Here is a 25,675-nt window from a genome sequence, read left to right on the forward strand (position 1 = left end):
GATAGAAGCACACATATCCATGAATAAATAGATGCAAAACAATTACCTGAGGAGGTACTTTCATGAAAAAATTATATCGTTCTGAAACCAATAAAATACTTGCCGGTGTCCTGGGCGGATTAGGAGAGTATTTAAATGTGGATCCGACACTGCTCCGGATTATCTTCTTAATCCTGCTTATCCCAAGCTTTTCTACATTAGCCATTGTTTATATCATTGCTGCATTTATTATGCCTAGAGGAGACGTGTATTAATGTTACTTCGGGGGATTATTTCATTAGTCTTAAATGCTGTCGCGTTGATAGCAGTTGCCCAGATTTTTGATTCTTTTCATCTTGACGGGTTCGGTACAGCGCTGTTAGCGAGCTTGATTTTAGCTATCCTGAATATTTTTGTGAAGCCGATTTTAGTTATTCTAACATTGCCGATTACGGTGATTACATTTGGATTGTTTTTAATTGTTGTTAATGCGATTATATTGATGATTACGCAGGCGCTTATCGGATCTGACTTTGTTATTGACGGGTTTGGTACAGCATTTATTGCATCGATTGTGATTTCATTGATTTCCATGATTTTAAACAGTGTTGTCCGGGATATGCGGTAAAAGGAAAGGGTCAGGTTATTGCCTGGCTTTTTCCTTTTTTAAGTATAAGGATTTAAAGAAAAAAGCCCTGTCAGCTCTAATATTTTTTAATTAAAAGCGACTAAAGCTTCGGACTTTTTTCATCCCATTATTTTTCCTCGTTCTCTTTATACTGCTGCTCCATCGCTTTAGCGATTTCCTCCATATAAGCTTCTTCCTCTTTGGACCAGAAAGTTGGAGCTACAAAATCATCCGTCGCTTCAGCAGATTCTAATTGTTCCTCCCATTTATCGATATTTTTGGTAATGAGATCCTCCGGGACGATTTTCATAAACAAATCATTGATATTTAAAAACACCTGTTGCGCTTCTGGGGCATGGGGAGGAACGTTTTCTCGCATCAGCCTCTTTACTTCCGCCAAGATAGACAGCCATTCTCTATCTAATTTTTCACGTTCTTCCTTTGGTATATCTGTGAAAAGTGATGCAAAATCATCTGGAAAATGCTCCTGCATCCACGCCTTTTGTTCTTCTTCAAATTCCATTCCGTGAAGCAACGAGGTGAGAACAGTCCAATCTAATGGGAAGTTATCATCTAAAAGCGCTTGCACATGATCAATAGCTGCAATGGCACGGTCTAATTCTTCACGGTTATGCACCAATACTTTTCTTTGAACAGGAAGAGAATCAGCGAAATTGTCTAACGTGACTTCTTCTTTATCCAGCATTTCTTTGATCTCCTGAAGCGAGTAACCAATAAACTTTAATGATTGAATCCGCTGTAAGGTCGCGAGTTCTTCCAATCCGTAAAAACGATGACCACTCTCATTTCTTTTGCTTGGATAAAGAATCCCGAGTTCTTCATAAAAACGCAGCGTCCGTGTTGAAAATCCGGTTTTTGCACCAAATTCTCCGATGGTATACATCTGAATCAGCTCCTTTACAGATAAGTATAACGGTTTCCGTAACGTGAAGTGCAAGAGGAAAAACATAGGTGTTTGTCAGAACCGGGTGCAGGGAACATTTTTAATAGCAGCATGAAAGGAACGGATAAAAAGGATGTGAAAGGGCAGGGAAGATTAATGAAAAACTATTTATTTTTGGTCATGCTTTCATTATTATTTATAAATTTGGTCAATTAGTTATCCAGTCTTCTTTGAGTTATATTGTTTGAGTTTAGGGGAGGCAAGGGATTATTACGTTTCAGCTTGCCCTGTGGAACGGATAGGCATGCAGCGTTATCTAAGATAGATTGACAACAAATTAATCTTTTAGAGCCACATTGTCTCATACGTGGATCTATATTTAATTATTTGAAAAGAGAAGCAATAATATGGTGATTACGCCAAGTTACTTACCGTCATGGTTTCTTTTAATCATTATTGGTGCCGACGTTGGTTTCTGTTTCTCAAGCTTTTCACATATTTTAAAGATAAATCCAACATACAATCAAAAGGATTCACGAAGTATGTTTATGAATTAAAATGATAAATAGATCCCCCATCTAAAACAAATTTACTCTCCTGTATCAATTTCAACATTTATAAATTGGTCCATTATTTCCTCTAATTCCTCTTTATCGACATTAGGTGCGTCCCGTATATGGAATGTAACACCAGGATTATTTTGATCCATATTTGTATCGAAAGTAATATTATCGTCCATATCATTTTCGCTTAAGTAATCCCGGATGATGCTGTCAATATCCCCTTCTAACTTTTCTAATCTTGCTTCTTCCGCCGATGTCTGTTCAATTTCTAAATCATATTCATCTGTTAAATCGTATTGATCCATTTTAGCTGCAATATCAGAATGGAACGCCTCCATATTAACGGTATCACTATTAATTTCAAAAAATAAATTACCGTCGTTCTTGCCTCGAGTCCTGCCACCTATAGAAGCACGTAAGTCATAGTTCTCATTTGCATATTCAAGTATTTCTGACAACGCGTCATCCTCTTCTTTTTCTTCTTCAAAAAAGTCATTTGAAAATATAGCGATAAGTATAATAAAAACAACAACCCCTGAAAGTAAAATTATCTTTTTCATTATAGAACCTCTCTCTTCATTTCTCTATAAAAATACTTAACCGACTGTCTAAAATGTAAGTGTTCACCTTAAGAAGGACTTTGTTAGTTGCCCGTAAATGTGTAAAAGGAAGAGGGGGAAATGAACTTATTCCTCAACCTCAATTTCAACATCTAAAAAATGTTCCATTAATTCTTCTAACTCCACTTTATCAAAATTAGAATCGTCAGGCACGGATAGATTAATGTTTACGTTTTCATCAATCGTTGCTTCATAACCAATATCATCGCCCATCCCGTTCTCTTTTAAATAATCATTAACTATCTCGATCATCGTTGATTCATACCTTTCCAATGTTTCTTCTTCCGAGGTCGTCTGTTCAATTTCTATGGTATATTTATCCGCTAAATCATATTCCTTCAATTTATCCAGTATATCTGAATGAAATTTATTAATGTCAACTGTATCACTATTGACATCAAAAAATAGCACGGATTCTCCATTTTCTTCAGATATAGCTGCCGTATATACCACGTAATAATCAACTGCATAATCCAGTATTTCTTCCCTGACAAGTTCTTCTTCATCTCTATCTTCTACAGGAAAAATATCGGAGAATACAGCAATGAGTATAATAAAAACAAGAATTCCTGAAAATATAATTATTTTTTTCATAGTATCTAGAACCTTTCTTATTTCATTTCTTTAAATAAATAGTAACAAGGAAATAGTAGACTGTCTAAAATGTAAATGTTCATATAAAGTGGTGTTTTGTTATAATTTAGGTAGAGCCTTGAGCAGTAGGGCGAGAGGAATAGATCCATCGTTGAATTATCAGTTACCAGCCAAATCAAGCCATCCTTTCTTTTATGAAAAGATGACGAATGGAGGATAACGAATGAACGTGAAGAAAAATTATGGATTTTGGTCCATGTTATCAAGCATAATGGGTTTGATCCTTTTAATAGCTTCTTATGCAGTTGCTCCTGACGAACCGCAAGGAATGGTCACAATTGGAATACTGGTTATCTTTGTCACGGCAATTTTATTTTTGGTTTTAGGGATGATTGGAAGCACGCGTGCGATGAAGCAGCAGGAAAAGGGAAGAAAAAAATATGTCGGTATTTTCCTGCCCGTTCTGATTCTCTTATTTGTTGTATTGGTTCCCATTCTTATGGCAATAGGGTTTATATTAAATGATAACTCTTCATTGAAATGAGAGAAGCGTTCTTTAGCTCTCTCTCATTCAGGAGAACAGTAGACCTCCTGAAAACATTGCTATAATACTAAGAACTGCCAGCACAATGAGTATGATCAGTAATATGTTTTTCACTTTTTTAGACATGATTCTTCCCCTTAAAGGTTTTAAAGTTGAAGGACTTCATTCATAATTCCTATTTTAACAATCTTTTTTGATATGTGAAGTACAACCTTTATTATCTCCGTTCTCCAATTATCACGGAGAACCAATCGCCCGTAAAACTTCCGCCTCCAAATAAAGAAGGAACTTACATTTATTTAGATGGAAGATAACGGGTGCTAATTCCCTGAATCACTCAACTAATCATTCAGTGGGAGAAGGGCGCTAACTCCCACTGAATGAAGTTTCGTTTTATCGTAAAATAGTATTTTCCTTTGAATACGAACTTGTTGACGATAAAAAACCTCCTGTGATACCCTTTTTTAGAACGAATGTTCAGTATTGATGTATAATTATTTTTTATTCAATCTTTAGCATGTGGAATAAAGCTTCTATGTTGTTTGAAAAGTAAGCTTTATTCCCTAATTTTCGAATGGAAATTCAGTTAGCACTGGAAAAATCAATAGATTGTGAACAGCCCAGGCTAAAACAAGTATTAAAATATAAATGTTAACTATCCTAATCATGAAAATATGGTTTTAGTGTATGTATCTAAAAACGTATGCCGAGCGGCTCCGGATGCAATATATAAGGGGAGGGAGAACGATGGCTGAGCAAGATTTATTTAACATAAAAGAAACAGATCAAACATTGAATCAAGCTGAAAAAAATGAGGGTGATGTAATGAGTTCTTCTGCGGATGAGGTTAAAGACAGCGATAAAATAAATAATGAAATAGATTTAAAACATAATAGTTCCCTTTCAGGAATCAAGGTAAACGATCCAGTACGTATGTATTTAACAGAAATTGGAGATAATGAGCTGCTTTCATCTTCAGAAGAAATTAGACTTGGCGAACTTATTGAAGCTGGAGATCAAGAGGCAAAGGAAAAGCTAATTGAGGCAAATCTTCGTCTTGTGGTTAGCATTGCTAAGCGTTATATAGGACGGGGAGTATCTTTTTTAGATTTGATCCAAGAAGGAAACATGGGGCTTTTTAAAGCTGCTGAAAAGTATGATTATCGAAAAGGGTTTAAATTCAGTACGTATGCAACTTGGTGGATAAGGCAAGCAGTCACTCGTGCCATCGCTGATCATGGCCGTACCATCCGAATTCCAGTTCATATGGTGGAGACGATGAATAAACTAATCCAAATTCAACGTTCGCTATTGCAGGATTTAGGCCGTGAACCAACAGTTAAAGAAATTAGTGAAGATATGGAGTTAAGTACAGAGAAGGTAAAAGAAATTTCAAAAATTATTCAGGAACCTATCTCTTTGGAAACACCTATTGGTGATGAGGATAATTCCTATTTAGGCGACTTTATTGAGGATAAAGAATCGGTATCTCCTTCTGATTACGCTACGATTGAATCATTAAAAGCACAGCTGGAAGAACTATTAGATACACTTTCTGTGCGGGAAGAAAATATTCTTCGTCTTCGATTTGGTTTACATGATGGAAAGTCAAGAAAGCTGGAAGAATTAGGAGAAATATTCGGCATTACTAGAGAACGTGTCCGTCAAATTGAATCGAAAGCTTTGCGTAAATTAAGGCATCCGAGTCGTAGTAATTTATTGAGAGATTTTATGGAAGAATGAGACGAATTGATATAAAGTGAAACTTCCTTTAGTGGGGGCGGGCTTTCATCCCCCACTGAAATGATAAAGGAACAAAGGCTAAGTTCGCGATGTCGTGGGGTTGGGGCTGGGACTGCGATTACTCGCCCCACCGAAGAGCTTTTGCGATTACTCACCCCATCGAAAAGCGTTGTCGCAACACCTTTATGACCTACATCCTGTAGGCTGGAACGAATCGGGCAGTTATTGGCTGTTGGATCTCCTACTTCAAAAATAGGTTAATTTATTTTTTTTAATCGTCTGCCATCTAAATTTTGGAACATGCTGTTTCATTGTTTCAAATATAATTCCCCATTGCTGTTCAGACAAATTCGCAACTGTCACCTCATTCTTTATGCGAAGCCCTCTTTTTAAATGCTTTAGTTGAGGTGGGGTAAATATACCTTTTAATGCTAACTCAATAGGCAATTGAGGATTTTTAAGTGCGTAATCGACCAAACCCCAAAAGATTAAATAATCGTTATAAGGTACAATCGGTTGAGCCTTTCGATCTATTGTAATCATTGCAGAATCTACTCTTGGCGGTGGAGAGAAATTCTTTCTTGAGATCTCTTTAACATATCTTATATCAAACCACATTCTCCAAGCAATTACATATGGATCTTTCACAAAATTTGACGTGAATCTTTTGGCTGCTCCTTTTTCCATTACAATAACTCCTCTTTGAAAACCACTTGAAGGTTTATTAAGAAGCATTTTCATAATCGGTGTTGTAATAGCATATGGAATATTCGAAACAACTACAAAAGGCTCTCGGGGTAACGATACCTTTAGGATGTCTTGTTGGATGACCACGGTGTTTTTCATTTCAAGTTGTTGTAATTTCCTTATAAACTTTTGGTCGTATTCAACAGCGAGAATCTTTCTTGCTTGATTATTTAAAATGTTAGTAAGTGCTCCTTTACCAGCACCCAATTCTAATACAAGATCACTCTCTAAAATGTAAGCATTGTTTACAATGTCCTTGGCTATTCGTTTGTTATGCAGCAAATGTTGTCCGCTATAGTTTGGGAAGTTTCCATCAATGGTTTTTGTATATTTATGTTTGTTTCTTCTTTTTGTCATTATTTAAGCAATCCTTTCTTCAAATAATTGATTTTTCGGCTCTGGACGCGAAAAAAGCCACAGAAATAGACATCTGTGGCTTCCGGTAAACGGAATCAATTATTTAGAAGTAAGACAGAAAGACATGGTGACGCAGTAGAAAGCTATACGTCATAAAATAAGCTTTCCTGTAAAAAGCGAAATCATTTCTCATAAAAACATTAAAAGGGAAGGATGCATAATCACCCTTCCACTTACTAACAACATATTTTAATATAGATTGTTAAATAAAATGGACAGACTTATCCCGTTTACTCTGTAAGCGAAAACAACAGAGCCTTCGAACGTATTAAATTAACTGTTCAAAGCACGGTAAGTCTTGATTGCTCCCATAATATTTAACAACCCTCCTTCATTTAATTATAACTATATACATTATTTACTGTAGCATTAGTTATAGATAATTTCAATGTTTCTAATCTATCTTCTTAGGAAAGGAAATCGAGTAGATGGACTCAATTAACTGATTCAGTTTTCCTTCAATCCGGTGTAATAAATAAAATGTCACCGCAACTGGAAAACCAAAATCCGCTAAAAGAGAAATCCATGCTTCCATAGGAATTCACCACCTTTGATTGAATAAACAAATTTGAAAAGAACAAGCTTTAATCAATTGTATAAAAGACAATGCCGTGAGGAGAGCTTCCTCACGGTCAATGTCTTATTCGACAGAAGGATTATAATTCTATATCTTCTACAATACGTTCGACGATGCGGGCGCTGTGTATTTCAGTCAGTTCGCCGCCTGTGGAGTAAAGTGCACTTTCCTGAAGGATCGTGTCCATTGCTTCCTGAATGGTTTCAGGATCAACTGGTTCGACAGGATGATCCAACGTATAAGTTACAATACGGTTTTGTTCATTCAGAAATTTTAATTCCAGTTTTCGCATGCTTTTTCACCTCCTTTCTTCTCTGGTTTCAACGATTAGGCTTCTTCTTCATAAATGTCTGAAGCATCTCGACGCGTGATCGCGTAGAGCGTATGCTGTTGAACAGATGCAAATGCGTGTGCTGTCTGCAAAAGCTGTTCAGCAGTAGCTTCAGGTTTAACATTGCTGAATCGTTTTTGCTTAAAGACAAACTCTCCGGTCATTGGATCAATGCCTTCATTTAGCGTTAGCTGCAAAACGGATTCCGTTAATTCTGCGACTGCCATGGTTTATCACCTCCTCTCACCCCTATAGTCGTTTCCGGTTTCAAAAAAGGGGCATGTTTAAAATTAATTTATTTTATATCCGGAAAATAACACGTAATAAGGAAAGTGAAAGCTTCTAAAAAGCGCTATATAACGTTTTTACGTACATATTTGCAGAATTTGTTGATATTTGTCTACAAAAAAATGTAAAAATTGAAAATTATCCTAGTAAAAGTCTCTTAAATCAGGTTAGCAGGTCAAAAATAATAGGGAAAATTGACTAAAATATATCTTTTCTGATCCTAAAGTCTATTTTGCAATATGACAAAACTTTTATATTCTGTTAAATTTATATTAGTCCAAAAGAAGGAGGAATTATAAATGAGCGAAAAGAAATGGGAATTGGAAGATTTTATCGAACAGAATCAACGAAGAGTGTACTATCAGATGGCAAGGCTGCAAATTGATGAAGAAAAAGAAGAGTATTTTCAAGAGGGGTTAGTAGCAATGTGGAGAGCGTATGAAAACTATAAACCAGATAAAGGACCCTTAGCTACGTACATGAATTTTCAAATTCGTAATCGTATCGTTGATGTATTTCGAAAAGCCATGGTAGAAAAAAAGTATCTGGAGCAGGCCGGTCATGAGCGAAATGTGGAAATAAAATCCGGAAACTACAGCCAGGTCAATGGAAAGAAAACTTCGATGGAAGTTGACGGGGGAGGCGATCCACAGGAAATGATAGATCAATCAAATGAAAACGTTTTCCTTAAATTTACAGCATTGTTGACGGAAAAGCAAAAAGTCTGGTTCCGCGGTGCCATTATTGAAGGGTTATCCAATCAGGAAATTGCGGACCGGGAAGAAGTAAGCCTGGAAGCAGTAAAAAGCTGGGCGAAAGGTGTAAAAAAGAAGCTTCGTAAAAAGGATTGGGATGGAGACTGAAAAGCATAACAAATAAGGGGGCATTACGGTGGTACAAATAAAAGAACAATTAATTCATGATACGTCCTTTAAGTATGGTAAAAATAATAAGAAAAGGTACATCACAATCCATGAAACCGATAATGTAAATCATGGTGCAGGAGCACAAAATCATGCCAATTTACAAACTAACGGAAATTCCCGGGAGGCTGCATGGCATTGGCAGGTAGATGACAAGATGGCAATTAAGTCTTTTGACCATCGTTTTCAATTGTGGGGTGCGGGAGATGGACGAGGAAATGGAAACCTTCATTCCATACAGATAGAAATATGTGTCAACGCAGACAGTGACTATAAAAAAGCCATTGAAAATACGGCTGACTTAGTCAAAGACATTATGAGGGACGAAGGTATTTCATCATCACAGGTGAATCAGCATAATAGGTGGAGCGGAAAACATTGTCCCAGAAAATTAAGGGATGGAATGCATGGTGTAACATGGAGTCAATTTAAAAAGATGATTGGGAAAGCATCCAGTAATCATTCCATATCAAAACCTGCTAAAAAGAATAACAGCAGCAATTGGACGAAGGTAACTGGAAACTGGACCGGTCAAACATTAGGAAATGGAGAATATGGTGAGCCTGTTAAGCAGCTGCAAACAAAGCTGGCAAATCATAATCCACCATTTTATCCAAATAAAGGCGCTGAAAATCATGGCATTGATAGCTATTATGGGAAGGACACAGAGAATGCGGTCACACGTTTTCAATCGTATTATGGTTTAACTACAGACGGATTAGCAGGTAAGCAAGTTTATCATCAGTTAATTAACCCTTCAACAAGTATCTCATCATCTGACAGCGAAAAGTCAATTTCCCAATTAGTAAAAGAAACAAAAGCAGGAAAGCATGGAAATGGAGAAGCCCGTAAAAAGTCTCTTGGAAGTAATTATCAAGCTGTGATGGATGTGATTAATGGTGAAATATCATCCATTAACTCAAAATCTAATACGATAAGAGAAGGCAGCAAAGTATCTGCCAACCGTTTATATACCACATCCAGCAGTACGGAAAATGTACGTCTTTCCAGTATTTCCGGGATTGTGGACACCGTTAATGATTCCTGGCGTAATGAGATTCGTTTAAAAGATGAAAATGGCCAATATATTGGTTTTGCACGCAGGCAGGATTTACAATAATTGAGAGGAGCTGCCGCAAAATACATAGTCCCCATTTTACGGCAGCCCTTGTTAGGAAGTTATTTCATTTGGGTGTTTTTCCAAAAAGTATAGCAAGATAGGTTGAAAATCAGGAGTAATCAATCAAACATAAGGGTATTTAGGTTACTGTAAATTGCTTTTACAAACATCTAAAGAAATGATATAAAATGAATGGAAAAGAAGATAGAATAGTATTTTCAAAGGTTAAAGTGGTTAATTATTTCGAAATGAAAATATTATTGGGGTGGCTTTATTGTAATAAGGAGGAACGATTGTGCATATTATTCTTACTATTATACTAGGGTATAGTTTCATCAATATTTTCGAAACCATATATTATCTGAACTATGAGGAAACTTATTTAGGAACGAATTTAATATGGAGCTGGGCTTTACATATCAGTTGTGTCTTATTTTTAATTGCTTATTTTATTTTTAGAAAATACAATCAAAATAAATATATTAACATAGCCAATGAGACGATAGAAGAAGATGAAATCAACCCAGGTGAATTTTATTATCAGCTGCCAATCGTTACACTCATGGAGAAAATGCCGATTAAAGTGCTTGGCCAAAACAATGCTGCGTTTGAACTTTATTTTAATTCAACATTACATCGTACTTTTTTTATGCTGGGTTTGTTTAGCGCACCGCCTGGTTTAAAACTGTCCTCTAACGAAAATACGATTATTTTAAAAAGTAAAAAATGGCTGCGTTATGAATATACAGTCTACGTTAATGGGGATTATCATGGAGAGTTTAATGCTAAAAGGCTGGTAAAAGAGCGGGGAGTAAAGAACTACATTCACTTTGATTATCACTACAATAATTGTGTTTATAATCTGACTAATGATTATTTTGATATGACTACTTACATCAAAGATGATCAAGATACTTTATTATTTGGAGAAAGAACCTATTTTAATTTATTATCTAAAGATGAAAAAACAGGAAGAAGGGGCGAGAAACATAAAATAAAAATGGATCATAAACAAAATCAGTCATTCCAAGAAGTATTATTAGCATTATATATTACTGCTTTAAATATACGTAATCACTAATAGAAACGTGCTTTACATTTCTAATTATTATGACCGCAGACGCGTTTATGAACATTCTTTTCTTTGGAAACAAAGTTTATCCTTTCATTTATATTAACTGTCGTTGAATTTGTATTTCAAGATAAAAATGATTCATAGATTTAGGGATTTTGTAGGTTAAACCTGATTTTTGAAGTATTTCAAAGCTTTCCAGAAATACGACCATCTTTTCACCGTACTTTCAACATTCAGCAGTTTTACTAAGTTATAAGTCAATTTTAAAGGGTGTTAATATTCATGGAATTATTTTTAACTATTATAGTCCTTGTATTTTTGTTCGTAAGTTCAATCCTAGTTTATCTAGGAAAAGGTGATTTCTTGATAGCGGGAATAAATATGATGCCTAAAGAAGAAAGAAAAAAGATAAATATGAATTATTTACGGAAGTATCTGGGGAAGATGACATTCTGGATTAGTGTGGGTCTGTTATTAATTGCGATTTACGAGTTTTATTATGACAATAAAATATTATTATTTATAGGTTTGGGGTTTATCATTATACTAACACCGATCGTACTTATAAAAATATTTAATTATAAAAGTTTCCAAAAGTGAGTAACTCAACATTTAAATATAAAATTGTATTATATCATGTATTGTCTATCATTTAGAAAACCATAATAGATTCAAAAATGACTAAACGGCTCAGTCCTTTGAAATATAGATTTCAAGCTGTTTAAGTGATTCTTTTCGGCGTTTGTTTGAGTGGAAGGTGAGTACACAAGAATTATTGCTTTCTTTTCATAGGACTAACTGCTGCACAAATCGTTACCTTGTTGTGCAGCAGCCTTTTTATTGTAGCAGTTTACCATTTTCCGCTTTAAACATTACGGCGTTTTTTACCCCAAATAATACCGCCAATGACAAGTGCCAGTATCACGATCCCAATAACTGTCCAACCAATAGGGGACATAAATCCTCCATTTGTATTGGAATCACTTACAGCACTTTCCGTTTCTTCCCCATCTGTTGTTTCGTCTGCGTTATCATTGTAGTCTGTATTTTCCGTTTCTTCATCTGTTCCGCTGTCATTAGAATCATTATTCTCAGCCGCTCCATTATTTTCTGTATCCTCAGAGGAATCGTCATTATCTGATTCATTTTGATCTTCATCAGATTCTGTACCATTTTCTTGGTCATCATCTTCATTCCAAACGTTTAAATCCTCTGGAACTTCCGTTTCAATTACAGCAGTTACGCCTAAAGCTGTGATGTATATATTGACTTTTTCACCTGGCTGCGGATAATCAAACGCATCAGCATCCATTTGTTCTTCATAGACCTCTTCTGAAGGAGCAAGTAAAGCAGTGTAACTTGTTGAATCCATATGTTCCATTTGGGTATTCTCATTAATCGTTTTTCCTTCACGTGCGTAATAAATCTGACCGTCTACATCGCCAATGGTGCTTAAATCAAATCGTATACTGTCATTACTATCTGGCCAGTCTACGGATGTTCCTTCTTCAATAACTTCTTCAACCGAACTCGTATCAGCACGGCTCTCTATCACTTCTTTTCCTTCTTCTGCCGGTTGTACTTCAATGGTTCGTTCTTGAGGTTCTTTACCATCCTCCCCAAAACGGAAAAGGATTTCATCTCCAGCTTCCAAATCTGCCATTAGTATTTCCATAGAAAATTGCCCATCTTCATTCACATAAGGATGGACTACATTTTCTAGCCCAGGCACTTCTACTCCCAACATAAATTTGGGATTAATCGTACCATTGTAAATAATGGTGTTTTCATGAATATCCGGCAGTTCCAAATTTTCCTCTACTTCTTCATTATCAACACTCCCATCGAAATCAGCTATTGCCACCACTTTCATAGCTCCAAGAGGACTGACTAATAATAAAGTTCCAATCACTAAAAGGAATCCTACCTTTTGTTTGAAATGCATGTAATTCTCCTTTCAAATTTTGTTTGAATTTGAGAGAAATGATTTGATTCAATATTTTCCATGGATAAGTTGAAGGATAAAAAATGCGGTGTAATATAATCGTGAAGTAGTTACTCTAATGGTTAATTTTTAAGCAGGTTTGCCTACCTATTATACTTTCTTGGGAATATTTGCTGTTCTTCTCTTTAGAAAACGATTACCCTTTTCCATTCTTGCTAAAACCTGGATGGTTTTTTGAAGCTGCTGCATAAAACGAAACTACACGCAGTGGGAGTTTTCGACACACAACTCTTTACGCTAGAGCGAGTAATCGCAATGGTTTTCGGTGGGGTGAGTAATCGCAGCCCCAGCCTCAGTCCCAACCCCAGGACGTCGCGAACTTAGTCTGCTTCTTTTCTCCGTGATAAGAGATAGAAAAGAGATGCTGTTGCACAGTTTAGTTCTTCATTGTGCAACAGCACCAGTAGAATTTTGGTAATGTGCTTTTCATGGAAGCTGTCAGATGCAATTAATACGTATCCCGCTTCGAAAAATTCCATAAACCATATAGGAGTAAAGCGAAGAATGTTCCAATAACTAATGAATAAAACAACCAATAAGATTGAATAGGTGATTCATCTTCAGGAGACATAGCCAGCATAGGCTGTGTCCAAGGATAAATCTGTCCTAAGGATGTGCTGGCGACAATAATAGCTGGAAGAGTAAAAACAATACTAACAGCTAATGGTACGCCAAATGTTTTAGAGCTTATAGATATAGTTAGCTGTAACAGAATCAATGGTAAACAAGCAAGAATACCTCTAACTATAAATTCTACTATTGTAAATAGCGGCAGACTGCCTTCGATTCCATTTATATATCCAAATCCTATAAAAAAGACTAATAGGATCACCATTGAAATAATTACCATTTTTACTACCGTTAAAAATTTCCCTAAAAAGATCACCGAATAATTGATGGGCATTGCTAATAATTGTTTCCAACCTCCACCGACATGCTCACTTCTGCAAACAAGCGCTGTGTATATCCCGACCAGGATGGGCAATACAAAAGGACCCATAAACAATGCTACTTGTGTCCACACCTCTATCCATTCGTTATCTCCAGGCTGCATAAAAAGGTCGTAGTTTTTAAAGAAATTAATATAAGCCAGGAATACGCCTAATAAGGGTCCTATTACGTAAAGTAACCACAATTTGGAGCGTTTTAACTTTAATCGTTCTACATATAAAATATTTTTCAACATCATCTCTCCTTACTGAACACTCTGTTTAGCAAAATGTGTGGCCCCGATAAATACTAGGCTTATCCCTAATAGCAAACTGATAACGAGAAAGGCAGAAAAATCTGGATTATCTCCTAATCCCTCATATTGCAATATAACTGTTGATGATTGACTTGGATAGGCTAAAGGGAACCATCTTGTCGTTTGAGCAGCTGCTAAAAACAGCCCCATAATAGCAGAAATGGAACCAATAAGGATGGAGAAGGCCTGATTTTTAATGGTCATGGATAACCAAAATTGAAAAGCCATTATTGGTAATACAGTAATTAACATTCCATAACAGTCGCCTATCATTAAGTCCCATGGAATTTCCCCTTCAAATCCGAGTATCTTTCCCAAAAAAACCATGCCAAACAGAAATACAGTAACGGAAAGGAATAGGCTAATTGTTAGCCAAATAAATTTACTCAAATAGATTTTTCCTCTCGAAATAGGCATAGAAAGGGTTTGTTTCCATCCATTTGCTTGATGTTCAATATTTGCTATTACTGATGCAGTCAGGGTGGCGGCCAATGGAAAACCTAGTCCAAATAACAAACTATTGTCGTATAATAAATATATCCACATGGAATCAGCACCGAACATCTCCACTTGGTTTTCAACAAACGCAGCGCGGTAAGTTAAATTCACCATCTCATATGCCAATACAAGTAACGGTACCAATAAAACAATAAACATTAACGCCGAACGTTTTAATTTTAATTGTTCTGCCCATAATATCTTTATCATAAGCTACCCTCTGTGCCAGTTAATTCTAAGAAAATATCTTCAAGCGTTCTTTTTACTTCTTCCAGTCGATAGACAGCTATCCCCGAATGAACCAAAATAGCGTTAATATCTGAAACAAATGCTGGGTCTGTTTGTGATAACCATAAGAAATCATTTTGTAAATCAGCTTTTACTCCTCGTTCTTTTAATAATGTATTTGCTTTTAGGACATCATTAACGCCGACTTTTAATAGAGGTTTTCGCTTTTGTCTTAACTGTTCAATGGAGTCTTGGAAAATCATTTTTCCATGGTTAATGATCCCTACCTGGGTAGCCATTTGGTCAATTTCGCTTAACAAATGGCTGGATACTAGCACACTCATTCCAGCCTCAGGTAATTCCTTAATTAATTCCCGAATTTCTTGGATACCAGACGGATCTAAACCATTCGTTGGTTCATCCAGGATTAATAAGTCTGGGTTACTCAACATCGCAGCAGCAATCCCCAAACGTTGCTTCATTCCAAGGGAATATTCTTTTGTTAGCCGGTTCGCAACTTTGGTTAATCGCACAATTTCCAATACTTCGTTCACCCGTTTTTCCGGCAGAGCTCGTAACCTGCGAACTGCTTCTAAGTTTTCACGACCAGTTAAATTTCCATAGTATGTTGGAGATTCCACCAACGATCCAATCCGTTGTAAAATTTGTAGGCGATTTTTCTTTAAGCTTTGCCCAAAAATTTCAATATTGCCTTTTGTTGGTTTTATTAAACCTAGTAACATGCGGATCGTCGTTGTTTTACCAGCGCCATTTGGTCCAAGAAATCCATAAATTTGTCCACGTTCAATCTGTAAATTCAGTCCATCTACAGACATGTGTTTTTTGTACTTTTTTGTTAGATCATTTGTCATTAAGATTTGATCATTCATCTGTTCCTCACCTCATTTCTATCGTAAACGAAATGCGTTAAACAGGGATGAAACTTTCCCTAAACATTTGCTAAACAATCCAATTCCAAATAATCTTCCATTTCCACTCCATACTTAGAACAGCTTGGGATGTAGAATAATTCCATTTTTCAGAAATCTGAACAGCGTATAAATTCATTTCTGAAGTAGTTTTTTTTATTCATGATTAATGTAGAATAATAAGGAAGATAGGAAGGGGGATGTCATGTGACTTTCAAGCTCGAAGATCATCATATTCTTATGATTGATGATGATCCATATATTTTAGATTTATTAATCACGGTATTTGAAAAAGAAGGTTTTCAAAATATCTTCACTGCTAAGACTGGGGCAGAAGCGCTTTTTACGACAACCCAAAATAATCCGCATATTATATTGCTGGATGTGATGTTACCTGATATAGACGGTTTTACGTTATGTGGCAAAATCCGTTCAGAGACAAATGTACCAATACTATTCCTTACAGCGAAAACAACAGATTTAGATAAGTTACAAGGATTTAGCTTTGGAGGAGATGACTATATTACAAAACCTTTTAATCCATTAGAAGTCGTAGCCCGTGTAAAAGCTCAATTAAGACGCTCCATACAAACTCCATCCCGACAAACACGGAAACCAATTTATGATTATGGTACGTTTCATATAGATCCCAATACAGGGAGACTTATGGTTAATGGGGAGCGAATAGAGTGTCCTACTCAGGAAATAAAGCTGTTACTCTATTTTTGTGAACATCCTAATCAAATTTTAAGTAAGCATCAAATTTATAAAGAGGTATGGGGAGAATTTTATGGCGGGGACAGTACAGTGATGGTACATGTACGTCGTTTACGTGAAAAAATAGAAGAAGATCCAAGCAGACCTAAATGGATCAAAACCGTTCGTGGATTAGGCTATATATTTGAAACGAGCACGGATGAGGAATTGCTGTGAAATTAAAAAATAGAGTTGCATATTATTTTGTCTCACGTATTTTCTGGTTAATGCTTATTTGGGGGATATTGATCATCCTCAGTATTGTTTTAATCAGTTATTTTTTGGAGCACCATCAAAAAGAATCACCGCTATTATCCATTAACGATATTGTGGAATATACGGTATTCGTAGATCAAAAACCTTCTATAGAATCAGAGGTAGAAGCAGATTTGTTAAGCAACAATATGTGGGTGCAAATATTGGACGCGCAGGGGAATGAAGTCTATTCTTTTAATACACCTGAAAGTATACCAAACCATTATACTCCAGGGGAATTAGTGTCTGATTATTTATATCCTGCCAAAAACGATTTTCAATTATCCACATGGTATAACAGGATAGATAATCAGGATCTAACATGGGTCCTAGGAAAACCGATGACAAGTAATAATCCATTTCAATACTGGGTGAACAATCTATGGATTCTATTCATCATTCTAATCGGAATAGTCATCGCCATATTTTTCGGAAGACAATTAGGTGCCCCATTGCTTTATATCGTATCGTGGATTGAAAGTCTGTCTAAAGGTAATTATGAAAAACCTTTTTATAACCGAAAATTTAATATCAAGCAGCGTTGGCGAAATAAAACTGAATATAATACGTATAAAGAATTGAATCAGGCTCTTTCTGACCTTACATCAACCCTGCAAAGAAATAGAGAAGAACGGGAGCTATTAGATAAGACGAGAGAAGAATGGATGACAGGAGTCTCCCATGATCTAAAGACACCTTTGTCGGTTATCAAGGGATATACAGTACTTCTTTCCTCAGATGATCATGATTGGGAGCAGGATAAAGTTCGTTATTTTTCCAAAATCATGGAGGAGCGTGTGGAATATATGGAGCAACTAATCGAAGACTTTAATTTAACCTTCCAATTAAAAAATGACGTGATTCCAATACAGCTGGAACAAAAAGATCTTGTAAATACGCTTCAACATGTTTTGGAGCACTTGGAAAAAATGCCCGAAGCTAAAAATAAGGTATTCTCATTTGAAGCGGATAAGGAACAAATATTTCTTAATATGGATACGAACTATGTAAAGCGGGCATTTGAAAACGTCATCGCAAATAGTATCAAACATAACCCACCCCATACGAAAATTAAGGTTATACTCCATGAAGAACAGTCTTATCCAAGACAAGTTCGTGTTTCTATTGAAGATGATGGGGTAGGTATGGACCCAGAAACGATGGAGCATTTATTCGAACGGTACTATCAGGGAACGAGCGCTACCTCTGATAATACCGGAACAGGATTAGGAATGGCGATTGCCAGGCAAATTATCATTGCTCATGGCGGAGAAATTAAGGTGAATAGTAAACGTGAATTAGGAACCCAGTTTATTATTACTTTTCTAATTGAAGAAGAGTGATTTATCTATCTTATGAACAATCTATTAAAAAGAAGTTTAAGGGTGTCTGTTAGTGAAGGAAAATTAATTTAGACATGGACAAGAAGTAATTAGAATGAATTCAAAAATGTAATGTGTTAAGTATGTTTGTCCTGATAATGCATCAAAGACGACGAGCTGACGGTGACAACAGTGATAAAAAAATTGTATCTAATAACAGAACTTGATAAATTTGACTTAATGTTTAAAACAATTAATATAGATGATTTTGAAACTATAAAGTCTTTTACCAATATAAATGCAAGTAAAAGTTGACAGTCATGAATCTTAGTATATAAGGTTCTTGGCTGTTTTTTAATATTTAAATATTTAAATATTTTACAAGTGAGAAATAATTGTATATTGACTATTATTTCTCACTTGCGTTTTAATCACCTCTCGTATACTTAATATATAATTACGCCATAATTTTTCGGAAATGATTAGCAACAATAAATAACAAACAACTGCCAACAGGTAAACAATGGTTGTTGGAAGATAGAAATATGGCTGATCTAGTTTATAATTTCTGATTACTTGAAAATCAAACTAAAATTTATAACTGGGATAAGATGATTTTAAAGAGCCCCCGTTCAAAAGTAGCTTGAGCGATAAATAACTTTCAATAATTTGATATTTCTATTGACTTTTACGCTGCGTAAAGCCTCATAGTACCAAATAAAGGAGGTGTTAAAAAGTGGTGATGAGAGCAAAAGAAGTGACTGATTTAATGGGTGTTAGTGCTCGTACACTGCATCATTATGATGAGATTGGGTTATTGGCTCCAAAAGAAACTACCAGCTCCGGTTATCGATTATACTCAGAAGAAAATATACAAACGCTACAGCAAATTTTGATCTTTAAAGAATTGGGTTTATCCCTAAAGGAAATAAAAAAGATTATTTACACCCCATCATTTAATCAAAGGGAAGCATTGCTTCTCCAACGGAAAATGTTGATAGAGAAACAAAGGAATATCGATAAAATGATAACTACGATTGATAAAATCATTCAATATATGTTGGGTAAAATAAGGATGACAAATGAAGAGAAATTTGAAGGGCTTAGCTTTAGCCATAAAACCTATGAACAAGAAGCCCGCAGACGTTGGGGAAATGATTCTGTCAATCATGTAAATGTGGAGTGAAAAAGAATGTCAGAGGGTGAACGCAAAAGTTTATTGAAAAGGTGAGAATCGATTTAAAAAAACTTGCGCTTTGTCATAGTTTCCCCCTGAATCTCAAAAAGTACAAGCCATCATAAAACGAAACTTCATTCAGTGGGAGTTTTCGCCCTTCTCCCACTGAATGATTAGTTGAGTGATTCAGGGAGTTAGCGCCCGTTACCTCCCGCCTAAATAAATTTATTTTCGCTCTTTATTTTGAGGCGGGAGTTTTACGGGCGGTTCTCCGTGATAAAAGAATGATATAAATTCTTTTATGAAAATTTTAAGAACTACTCTCTTGATGAATTTTATGGATGAAGTCAAATTTATATGGAAGATAATCAGAAATAAAAAGGTGATAACAATGAAAATAATAATAGAAAATACAATGGAACAATATGAACAGTTATTCTCTATGGAGGAAAATAGAGAAAATTACTTTCGATACTCTATGATGAAGCCTTTTGAAAAGATGTGGAATACGATTAATGTTCCATTAAAGGCTAAAGACCCTAATGGGTATGATGTCATAATGGCTACAAATATGCTCGGCTATCTTGATGTATCTGAAACGCAAACAGGAAAAAAGGCATTGGAGAATTTAAAAGACATTCAAGCACTTGAAACAGCACGTAATACGTTGAATGATTGTACCCAATTTATAGAAGAAAATAATTTAAATATAAATACGAACGAATTAAGATTTGGAATGTATATAGCAGATCCCAAGAAATTAGAATTGCAAAAGGGTTATTGTGGATTCGGTGGAATTCCGGGATTTATCCAAGTGTCTATTTACCCCGATTCCTATAATACCCCTAAAATTCCAGCAGTGATTGCCCATGAATTTAACCATAATATTCGTTTTTCGTATTTTGATTGGGATCAAGGCAATGTTACAGTTGGGGACTATTTAGTCATAGAAGGATTAGCAGAATCATTTGCTAAAGAGCTTTATGGAGAGGAACTTTTAGGACCTTGGGTTACCTCTTTTGACAAAGAGGACTTAGCGTACTCTACCGAAGTAATGAAAGATGCATTAGATGTTAAAGGTTTTGCGGAAGTTAGCAGCTATATGTTTGGAGATAAAATTGCAGTGGAGCAAGGATATCAACCTGTGGGATTATCACCATTTGCCGGTTACGCCGTTGGGTTCCAAGTTGTACAGTCTTTTATGAAAGAAAATAACATAGGAATTGCTGAAGCCACTCTGCTGGGAACAGATGAAATAATAAATCATTGCGGATTGTTCGATAAATAAAAATGGATGACTGCCTCAGGCTAAAAGTCGAAACAATCTACTATTAGTCCAAAATAATTATTTAACCAATAGTTTTCATTGCTTTACTATAAATTGTACAGCAAGAAAGGAGTGAAATAATGGAATTGCCTAAAATTCATTTTTCATCCAACAGTAATTTAATAGATTCGCAGGTGGAAATCAGTATGAGCGGACTTTCTCCATATGATGTTGTAACGCTTAAAGCTGAAATGCGGGATAACTTTGGGGTAGATTGGGAATCCTGCGCTGTATTTGAAGCGGATACGGAAGGAAGAGTTGATTTAATGACTGCTCAACCTATTTCAGGAACTTATTCTGAGGCTGATGTGAATGGTCTTTTTTGGTCTATGTTCCCCAAATCAAACGTACCATCAAAAAAGCAAATACCTTTAACCCCTTTGGAAGTAAATTTAATATTGAAAAGACAAGAAGCATTGTTGGATGTGTTATCTTTGAAGCGGCATTTCGTTTTGCCCGAAGTTAAAAGAATACCGGTACGTGAACAAGGGCTAGTCGCAACGTTGTTTTCCCAACCCGGAGAGGATAAATTCCCAACCATCATTGTGCTTGGTGGATCAGAAGGTGGTTTACATGAGGAAAATGCAGCACTTTTATCTTCATATGGGTTTAATACTCTTGCTTTAGCTTACTTTGGTATAGAAAATCTGCCAGATGAGTTGGTTAATATTTCAGTTGATTATATTGAAAAAGCAATAAATTGGTTGAGCAATCAACCAAATGTAGATTCTAAGAAAATTGGTATGATTGGAACATCAAAGGGTGGGGAACTAGCTCTATTATCAGTTTCCATGTTTCCAGAAATTAAGGCAGTAGCAGGTTATGCACCAAGTTCGGTTGTTTATCCTGGAATTAGTCAAAATAATGGTAGTTCCTCCTCTTGGAAATATAAAGGGGAGGAGTTGCCCTATGCAAAAGGGAAAATACCTGAAAAGGTTGGAGCGTCTTTAGGGAAAAGTATACAAACAGGAGAGCCTATCATTTTTCGGGATTGGTATTTCCATTTAGGGGAAGGACAAACGAATGCCGAAATTGCAGTAGAAAACATAAATGGTCCTATCCTCTTGATTTCAGGTGGTGATGATCAATTGTGGCCATCAGATATAATGTCTGATAGAGTGATAGAGCGTTTAGGACAAAAAAATCATCCTTATTATTATGAACATGTAACCTATCCCGGTGCAGGACATTATTTTGTTGCTCCCGAAATGCCAACAACTGATTCAGATAAGATTGCTTTTGCTTCGGACTTCACAATGTTGCTTGGGGGAAATCCTCATGCTAATGCTGTAGCTCATGCTAAGGCTTGGGAAAGCGTCAAAGCGTTTTTTGGAAAATATTTAAGCGGGAATACAGAGAATTATAATGATTAATTATTATCGTCTTTTTTTATTACGGAGAGCCGTCCGTAAAACTCCCGTCTCAAAATAAAACGTAAAATAAATTTATTTAGACGGGAGATAATGGACGCTATTCACTGAATCACTTAGGCTAAACTCAGTGAGGGAAAAACAGCAGTCGACGTTCTGGGGTTGGGACTGGGACTGGGGCTGCGATTACTCGCCCCACCGAAGAGCTTTTGTGATTACAATCGTCCCATCGTAAAGAGCTGTGCGTTGAAAACTCCCACTGAGTGAAGTTTTGTTTTATAAATTCGATTATTGCATCTACTCCCGTGAATCAATAAACGCTTCCTACAGTTAAGAAAAATCCTTTTTATATCGAATGGCCAGATAGATTCCCGAGGCGATAAACGCAAGACCATATTTAAATAAAAAGAAAATTTGCCACATATATTCCTTTGGAAAAATGATGTCGGATAAAATTACTACCCATAATATTATGTAGGCGCTTATTAAATGAATTTGATTTGTTCTTTCATCAGCTTTACCTATTTTTCTTAGAAACCCGAACATCAGAACCAATCCAATAAAAAGCAATACAAAACCGCTGCCCAGAAGTATATTCCAGTTACCTGGTGCTGCTTGTGCCCACGTATTTAAAGGGTCAAAGATTGTATTTGATATTTCATCAGTTGTATTCATTTGAATCATTTCCTTTCTCATAAGTAAAAATTTCGTTCACATCAACATTAAAAAAATCCGCAATTCGAAAAGCTAATAACAGAGTAGGAACATAATTTCCTTTTTCCATGACGAAGATGGTTTGTTTGGAAACCCCGACTTTCTCTGCTAATTCTTTCTGAGACATTCTGGCAAGTACGCGATATTCATAAACCTTATTAGAGATTGAATCACCAGACTTTTTTTTCATAACCATCACCTCTTAAAAAAGATTGTAAATTATTTTTTGATAAAAGTAAAGTAAACTTATACAAAAGAAATAAAAACTTATATTTTATATTATATTACTTTAGCTAAATGGAAGCTAGAATGAATGATTTATGCAACTGAAACAAATTAATAAATAGGTGATAATGGAACTAAAATGTGGAATTAAAGTAAATTTATAAGTTAAAGTATGATTAATAAATTAATTCAAAATATTTCTGTTATTTAAACAGCTATTATTTAGAATAAATTTTACTTCTGAAATATTTTTTTAATGAATATGGAAATGAGATAAATATCCCGATCAAATAGCTACCAAATAATAATATTTATTGAGCAATTGATGAAAATAAAAATTTACGATGCAGTTTTTGGTTTGAAAAAGGAGGTAACTGAATTGATTAATTTGAATGGCACATACAAGCCTAGACCAATAAGATTCTTGGATTTATGGGAATACGAAGATTGGAAAATGAAATTATATGGAATTTCGTCTGCAGGAGATTATCCAAGAGAAGAACTTGTAAAAAAAGCGAAGGAAATAGCGATGGGGATATTACCGATTCCTGCTATAACTGAAGAACGCTATGGAGTTGGTTTTGTCGGCGTTCATGAAGGAGAGGGAGCAAGTTTTATTTTTGTTGATTGGTGGACAAATGAAAATGAATTAATACATCATGTGTATGTTGCTTCCCATGACAATCCAGCCGATTTTGAATATGTTACTCCTACAGGACTTATAGCTTGTTGTTGGGACTTAAAGGTGCTTAGTTTTGAAAGAGATGCGTGGGTGAGCAAGGTGCTAAACAATTCGTCTGGACACCCAGATTTAAACGAATATTTATATTGTCGTTTAAATACGGATATTTAAAAAACATTAGGAGCATGGATTAATAAATACATATTGACAATCAAAATGTAAGTCTAAAATACATCCATTATTCTTATATAGGTGAATAATAATGCTTTAAAAGGAAACCACATTACTTATTCTTTTGAGAATGAATTCGTAATGTGGCTCTTTGTATTGCTTGCTATGATCCCCAATGTTTATCTAATTCTTTCCATAACTCCTTTTAATCTCCTAACACTTTCCTCAATCTGATTTTCATGAATATAAGAATAAGAAAACCGAATATAATCGGTTGCGCTGCTATCATAAATTTCACCAGGCTGGATCAAAATATTTTCTTTGATCGCTTCATTAAAAAGTGTTTTTACATCCAGCGAAACACGCAGTTTAAACCAAATATAAAAAGAGCCGTCCGGTTTATCCCATTCTCCGTAATCCGATAAATAGGTTGTTAAAGCCTTTAGAAATAGATCCCTTTTATACATTAACTTCTTTTTTAATTCTTTGATATGGGCATCATGATAGTCGCGCAGCCACTTTGCAGCAATATACTGCGATATGGAACTCGCCCCATAATCATTTTGCATTTTTAAGTCCGCCAGGTGCCGGATAACATTTTTATCTGCTACAATCCAGCCAATTCTCAAGCCTGGACTTACGGTTTTAGACAGACTGCCTAAATACAAGACGTTATCGCTGTTTTTTAATGCTTTCATCGGCATAGGCTGTTCGGGACCAAACCATAAATCAGCATAAATATCATCTTCTACGATAGGGATGCCATTCTTTTGACATTGATTTATGATTTTCTGTTTTTCCATTTTGGTATAGGTGTTCTGCGTCGGGTTATGTAACGATGGAATAGAGTAAAAGATACTGTTTTTATAGTCACTTCCCGCTTTAAATAAATGATTTATGTTGCTTCTGATGTAGTCAATGGTTAAAGGTGTCATTCTGGCTCTAATGTTATGCCATGTTCGGACGGAATGGATATAGGATGGTGTTTCAATAATAATTTTTGATTGTGGTACAAGTAATCCGTCGGCAATCAATTTTAAACCTTGCAAAGCGCCAGAAGTGACACAAATATTGTTTATATCACATGCTACTCCTCTTTTTTTCATATAGTTAACAATTTCTAATCGTAGTTCTAACTTTCCTTTTGGCTCTTCATAGTTTGTCGTTAATTTTTCATTTTCATCCTGCCTTAAAATTTCTTTGAATAAATGGTTGGGTATTAAATCAGGCGCTAATTCCCCGGTCCCCAATCGTGTGATGTTGTCATCAAACTCCAATTCATTAATCTTTTGAATATAGTACTGATTGTTTTTAGACAAACTTTTTCCGATATAATCTTGCCAACGAATATTACTTGTTATGTATGTATTCCATTTATTTTGAGATACAAATACACCCTTTTTCTCTACAGTGTCTAAAACGCCATAGCTTTTGAGAATATCCAGAGATTGAACAACCGTTGATCTGTTGACATGATAATATTGTGCAATTTCTCTTTGGGATGCTAATTTTTCTCCGGGTTTTAGTTCGCCTTCAGCTATCTTATGAATAATATCATCAACGATTTTTTTGTATTTGAATCCGCTCATCTGATTATTCCCTTCTGGTTGGTTTTTTATTTTAAATCTGGCAGGTTCTTTTATTTGAAACCTAGTATAACATACATATGGAAGGTGGGATTTTTATGGAGGAGGAATTCAAAGAAGCTATATACTTA

Annotated in this window: 26 protein-coding genes and 2 pseudogenes; 14 read left to right on the forward strand and 14 right to left on the reverse strand. The window is 35.5% G+C overall.

Going from position 1 to position 25,675, the window contains the following annotated elements:
* The first annotated feature begins 62 nt into the window (after positions 1–62).
* Together BN986_RS06470 and BN986_RS06475 are read left to right on the forward strand one after the other, a co-directional pair.
* Positions 63–254, forward strand: a complete 192-nt coding sequence (locus tag BN986_RS06470; RefSeq protein ID WP_040978836.1) for a PspC domain-containing protein — start codon at positions 63–65, stop codon at positions 252–254.
* The gene (locus tag BN986_RS06475) at positions 254–607 is read left to right on the forward strand and encodes a phage holin family protein (protein ID WP_040978837.1); all 354 of its coding nucleotides are present in this window, start codon (positions 254–256) and stop codon (positions 605–607) included. The genes BN986_RS06470 and BN986_RS06475 overlap by 1 nt, the downstream gene beginning before the upstream one ends.
* Positions 608–734: 127 nt before the next feature.
* On the opposite strand, the gene BN986_RS06480 is transcribed toward BN986_RS06475, so the two are convergent.
* The 3 genes from BN986_RS06480 to BN986_RS06490 all read right to left on the reverse strand — a co-directional run bounded on the left by BN986_RS06480 (position 735) and on the right by BN986_RS06490 (position 3,288).
* Positions 735–1,511, reverse strand: coding sequence for a MerR family transcriptional regulator (locus BN986_RS06480; protein WP_040978838.1), 777 nt, complete (start codon positions 1,509–1,511; stop codon positions 735–737).
* A 589-nt stretch (positions 1,512–2,100) separates the two neighbouring features.
* A complete protein-coding gene (locus tag BN986_RS06485; protein WP_040978839.1) occupies positions 2,101–2,634 on the reverse strand; it encodes a YolC/YozM family protein in 534 nt (177 codons plus the stop codon).
* Between the two features lie 126 nt (positions 2,635–2,760).
* Positions 2,761–3,288, reverse strand: a complete 528-nt coding sequence (locus BN986_RS06490) for a YolC/YozM family protein (RefSeq protein WP_040978841.1) — start codon at positions 3,286–3,288, stop codon at positions 2,761–2,763.
* 223 nt (positions 3,289–3,511) lie between these two features.
* Here BN986_RS06490 and BN986_RS06495 point away from each other — a divergent pair, with 223 nt between their 5' ends.
* On the forward strand, positions 3,512–3,832 hold the full coding sequence (locus BN986_RS06495) for a hypothetical protein (protein WP_040978842.1): 321 nt from the start codon (positions 3,512–3,514) through the stop codon (positions 3,830–3,832).
* A 786-nt stretch (positions 3,833–4,618) separates the two neighbouring features.
* Positions 4,619–5,575, forward strand: a pseudogene (gene rpoD / locus BN986_RS06500) (RNA polymerase sigma factor RpoD); the annotation flags it as partial.
* Between the two features lie 246 nt (positions 5,576–5,821).
* On the opposite strand, the gene erm reads toward rpoD, so the two are convergent.
* From erm to BN986_RS06515, 4 genes are all read right to left on the reverse strand, one after another.
* Positions 5,822–6,679, reverse strand: coding sequence for a 23S ribosomal RNA methyltransferase Erm (gene erm / locus BN986_RS06505; protein ID WP_040978845.1), 858 nt, complete (start codon positions 6,677–6,679; stop codon positions 5,822–5,824).
* A 454-nt stretch (positions 6,680–7,133) separates the two neighbouring features.
* Positions 7,134–7,274 (reverse strand): YvrJ family protein, encoded by a 141-nt coding sequence (locus BN986_RS26095; RefSeq protein ID WP_074435620.1) that lies wholly within the window; start codon positions 7,272–7,274, stop codon positions 7,134–7,136.
* Positions 7,275–7,395: 121 nt separating this feature from the next.
* Positions 7,396–7,608: a DUF2922 domain-containing protein gene (locus BN986_RS06510; RefSeq protein ID WP_040978846.1), complete on the reverse strand. Its 213-nt coding sequence runs from the start codon at positions 7,606–7,608 to the stop codon at positions 7,396–7,398.
* Positions 7,609–7,643: 35 nt separating this feature from the next.
* The gene (locus tag BN986_RS06515; protein WP_040978847.1) at positions 7,644–7,874 is read right to left on the reverse strand and encodes a DUF1659 domain-containing protein; all 231 of its coding nucleotides are present in this window, start codon (positions 7,872–7,874) and stop codon (positions 7,644–7,646) included.
* A 360-nt stretch (positions 7,875–8,234) separates the two neighbouring features.
* On the opposite strand from BN986_RS06515, the gene BN986_RS06520 reads away from it, so the two are divergent.
* From BN986_RS06520 to BN986_RS28065, 4 genes are all read left to right on the forward strand, one after another.
* A complete protein-coding gene (locus BN986_RS06520) occupies positions 8,235–8,798 on the forward strand; it encodes an RNA polymerase sigma factor (protein ID WP_040978848.1) in 564 nt (187 codons plus the stop codon).
* Between the two features lie 28 nt (positions 8,799–8,826).
* A complete protein-coding gene (locus BN986_RS25690) occupies positions 8,827–9,978 on the forward strand; it encodes an N-acetylmuramoyl-L-alanine amidase (RefSeq protein WP_052400665.1) in 1,152 nt (383 codons plus the stop codon).
* A 295-nt stretch (positions 9,979–10,273) separates the two neighbouring features.
* On the forward strand, positions 10,274–11,059 hold the full coding sequence (locus BN986_RS06530; RefSeq protein WP_040978849.1) for a hypothetical protein: 786 nt from the start codon (positions 10,274–10,276) through the stop codon (positions 11,057–11,059).
* Positions 11,060–11,335: 276 nt separating this feature from the next.
* Positions 11,336–11,653: a DUF3784 domain-containing protein gene (locus BN986_RS28065; protein ID WP_040978850.1), complete on the forward strand. Its 318-nt coding sequence runs from the start codon at positions 11,336–11,338 to the stop codon at positions 11,651–11,653.
* Positions 11,654–11,918: 265 nt separating this feature from the next.
* Here the strand turns inward: BN986_RS28065 and BN986_RS06540 are convergent, their stop codons facing one another.
* From BN986_RS06540 to BN986_RS06555, 4 genes are all read right to left on the reverse strand, one after another.
* Entirely contained in the window at positions 11,919–12,998 is a 1,080-nt protein-coding gene (locus tag BN986_RS06540; RefSeq protein WP_040978851.1) for a hypothetical protein, read from the reverse strand.
* A gap of 508 nt (positions 12,999–13,506) precedes the next feature.
* A complete protein-coding gene (locus BN986_RS06545; RefSeq protein ID WP_244444952.1) occupies positions 13,507–14,244 on the reverse strand; it encodes an ABC transporter permease in 738 nt (245 codons plus the stop codon).
* A 9-nt stretch (positions 14,245–14,253) separates the two neighbouring features.
* On the reverse strand, positions 14,254–15,012 hold the full coding sequence (locus tag BN986_RS06550) for an ABC transporter permease (protein WP_040978853.1): 759 nt from the start codon (positions 15,010–15,012) through the stop codon (positions 14,254–14,256).
* On the reverse strand, positions 15,009–15,920 hold the full coding sequence (locus tag BN986_RS06555) for an ABC transporter ATP-binding protein (protein ID WP_040978854.1): 912 nt from the start codon (positions 15,918–15,920) through the stop codon (positions 15,009–15,011). The genes BN986_RS06550 and BN986_RS06555 overlap by 4 nt, the downstream gene beginning before the upstream one ends.
* A 279-nt stretch (positions 15,921–16,199) precedes the next feature.
* Here BN986_RS06555 and BN986_RS06560 point away from each other — a divergent pair, with 279 nt between their 5' ends.
* The 5 genes and pseudogenes from BN986_RS06560 (at position 16,200) to BN986_RS06580 (ending at position 22,169) form a co-directional block, all read left to right on the forward strand.
* Positions 16,200–16,892 carry a response regulator transcription factor gene (locus tag BN986_RS06560; RefSeq protein WP_040979242.1) on the forward strand — a complete coding sequence of 231 codons (693 nt, stop codon included), beginning with the start codon at positions 16,200–16,202 and terminating at the stop codon, positions 16,890–16,892.
* Positions 16,889–18,313: a sensor histidine kinase gene (locus tag BN986_RS06565; protein ID WP_040978855.1), complete on the forward strand. Its 1,425-nt coding sequence runs from the start codon at positions 16,889–16,891 to the stop codon at positions 18,311–18,313. The genes BN986_RS06560 and BN986_RS06565 overlap by 4 nt, the downstream gene beginning before the upstream one ends.
* A 715-nt stretch (positions 18,314–19,028) precedes the next feature.
* Positions 19,029–19,475: pseudogene (locus tag BN986_RS06570) on the forward strand (MerR family transcriptional regulator); the annotation flags it as partial.
* Between the two features lie 385 nt (positions 19,476–19,860).
* Positions 19,861–20,757: a DUF2268 domain-containing putative Zn-dependent protease gene (locus tag BN986_RS06575; protein ID WP_040978856.1), complete on the forward strand. Its 897-nt coding sequence runs from the start codon at positions 19,861–19,863 to the stop codon at positions 20,755–20,757.
* A gap of 119 nt (positions 20,758–20,876) precedes the next feature.
* Positions 20,877–22,169 (forward strand): acyl-CoA thioesterase/bile acid-CoA:amino acid N-acyltransferase family protein, encoded by a 1,293-nt coding sequence (locus tag BN986_RS06580; RefSeq protein ID WP_052400667.1) that lies wholly within the window; start codon positions 20,877–20,879, stop codon positions 22,167–22,169.
* Between the two features lie 327 nt (positions 22,170–22,496).
* On the opposite strand, the gene BN986_RS06585 is transcribed toward BN986_RS06580, so the two are convergent.
* Positions 22,497–22,847, reverse strand: coding sequence for a hypothetical protein (locus BN986_RS06585; protein WP_040979244.1), 351 nt, complete (start codon positions 22,845–22,847; stop codon positions 22,497–22,499).
* Positions 22,828–23,070, reverse strand: coding sequence for a helix-turn-helix transcriptional regulator (locus tag BN986_RS06590; protein ID WP_040978857.1), 243 nt, complete (start codon positions 23,068–23,070; stop codon positions 22,828–22,830). The genes BN986_RS06585 and BN986_RS06590 overlap by 20 nt, the downstream gene beginning before the upstream one ends.
* Positions 23,071–23,484: 414 nt before the next feature.
* On the opposite strand from BN986_RS06590, the gene BN986_RS06595 reads away from it, so the two are divergent.
* Positions 23,485–23,958 (forward strand): hypothetical protein, encoded by a 474-nt coding sequence (locus BN986_RS06595; RefSeq protein ID WP_040978858.1) that lies wholly within the window; start codon positions 23,485–23,487, stop codon positions 23,956–23,958.
* 179 nt (positions 23,959–24,137) lie between these two features.
* Here the strand turns inward: BN986_RS06595 and BN986_RS06600 are convergent, their stop codons facing one another.
* On the reverse strand, positions 24,138–25,547 hold the full coding sequence (locus BN986_RS06600) for an aminotransferase-like domain-containing protein (protein ID WP_040978860.1): 1,410 nt from the start codon (positions 25,545–25,547) through the stop codon (positions 24,138–24,140).
* Between the last annotated feature and the right edge of the window lie 128 nt (positions 25,548–25,675).

Source organism: Oceanobacillus jeddahensis, assembly GCF_000750635.1.
GTDB lineage: Bacteria > Bacillota > Bacilli > Bacillales > Amphibacillaceae > Oceanobacillus > Oceanobacillus jeddahense.

Coding starts and splice junctions, on each gene's coding strand:
- BN986_RS06520 (WP_040978848.1), top strand. CDS start 8,235: ATGAGCGAAAAGAAATGGGAATTGGAAGATTTTATCGAACAGAATCAA.
- erm (WP_040978845.1), bottom strand. CDS start 6,679: ATGACAAAAAGAAGAAACAAACATAAATATACAAAAACCATTGATGGA.
- BN986_RS06510 (WP_040978846.1), bottom strand. CDS start 7,608: ATGCGAAAACTGGAATTAAAATTTCTGAATGAACAAAACCGTATTGTA.
- BN986_RS06550 (WP_040978853.1), bottom strand. CDS start 15,012: ATGATAAAGATATTATGGGCAGAACAATTAAAATTAAAACGTTCGGCG.
- BN986_RS06560 (WP_040979242.1), top strand. CDS start 16,200: ATGATTGATGATGATCCATATATTTTAGATTTATTAATCACGGTATTT.
- BN986_RS06580 (WP_052400667.1), top strand. CDS start 20,877: ATGGAATTGCCTAAAATTCATTTTTCATCCAACAGTAATTTAATAGAT.
- BN986_RS06600 (WP_040978860.1), bottom strand. CDS start 25,547: ATGAGCGGATTCAAATACAAAAAAATCGTTGATGATATTATTCATAAG.
- BN986_RS06540 (WP_040978851.1), bottom strand. CDS start 12,998: ATGCATTTCAAACAAAAGGTAGGATTCCTTTTAGTGATTGGAACTTTA.
- BN986_RS28065 (WP_040978850.1), top strand. CDS start 11,336: ATGGAATTATTTTTAACTATTATAGTCCTTGTATTTTTGTTCGTAAGT.
- BN986_RS06470 (WP_040978836.1), top strand. CDS start 63: ATGAAAAAATTATATCGTTCTGAAACCAATAAAATACTTGCCGGTGTC.
- BN986_RS06480 (WP_040978838.1), bottom strand. CDS start 1,511: ATGTATACCATCGGAGAATTTGGTGCAAAAACCGGATTTTCAACACGG.
- BN986_RS06575 (WP_040978856.1), top strand. CDS start 19,861: ATGAAAATAATAATAGAAAATACAATGGAACAATATGAACAGTTATTC.
- BN986_RS06490 (WP_040978841.1), bottom strand. CDS start 3,288: ATGAAAAAAATAATTATATTTTCAGGAATTCTTGTTTTTATTATACTC.
- BN986_RS06495 (WP_040978842.1), top strand. CDS start 3,512: ATGAACGTGAAGAAAAATTATGGATTTTGGTCCATGTTATCAAGCATA.
- BN986_RS06515 (WP_040978847.1), bottom strand. CDS start 7,874: ATGGCAGTCGCAGAATTAACGGAATCCGTTTTGCAGCTAACGCTAAAT.
- BN986_RS06555 (WP_040978854.1), bottom strand. CDS start 15,920: ATGAATGATCAAATCTTAATGACAAATGATCTAACAAAAAAGTACAAA.
- BN986_RS26095 (WP_074435620.1), bottom strand. CDS start 7,274: ATGGAAGCATGGATTTCTCTTTTAGCGGATTTTGGTTTTCCAGTTGCG.
- BN986_RS06485 (WP_040978839.1), bottom strand. CDS start 2,634: ATGAAAAAGATAATTTTACTTTCAGGGGTTGTTGTTTTTATTATACTT.
- BN986_RS06475 (WP_040978837.1), top strand. CDS start 254: ATGTTACTTCGGGGGATTATTTCATTAGTCTTAAATGCTGTCGCGTTG.
- BN986_RS06590 (WP_040978857.1), bottom strand. CDS start 23,070: ATGAAAAAAAAGTCTGGTGATTCAATCTCTAATAAGGTTTATGAATAT.
- BN986_RS06545 (WP_244444952.1), bottom strand. CDS start 14,244: ATGTTGAAAAATATTTTATATGTAGAACGATTAAAGTTAAAACGCTCC.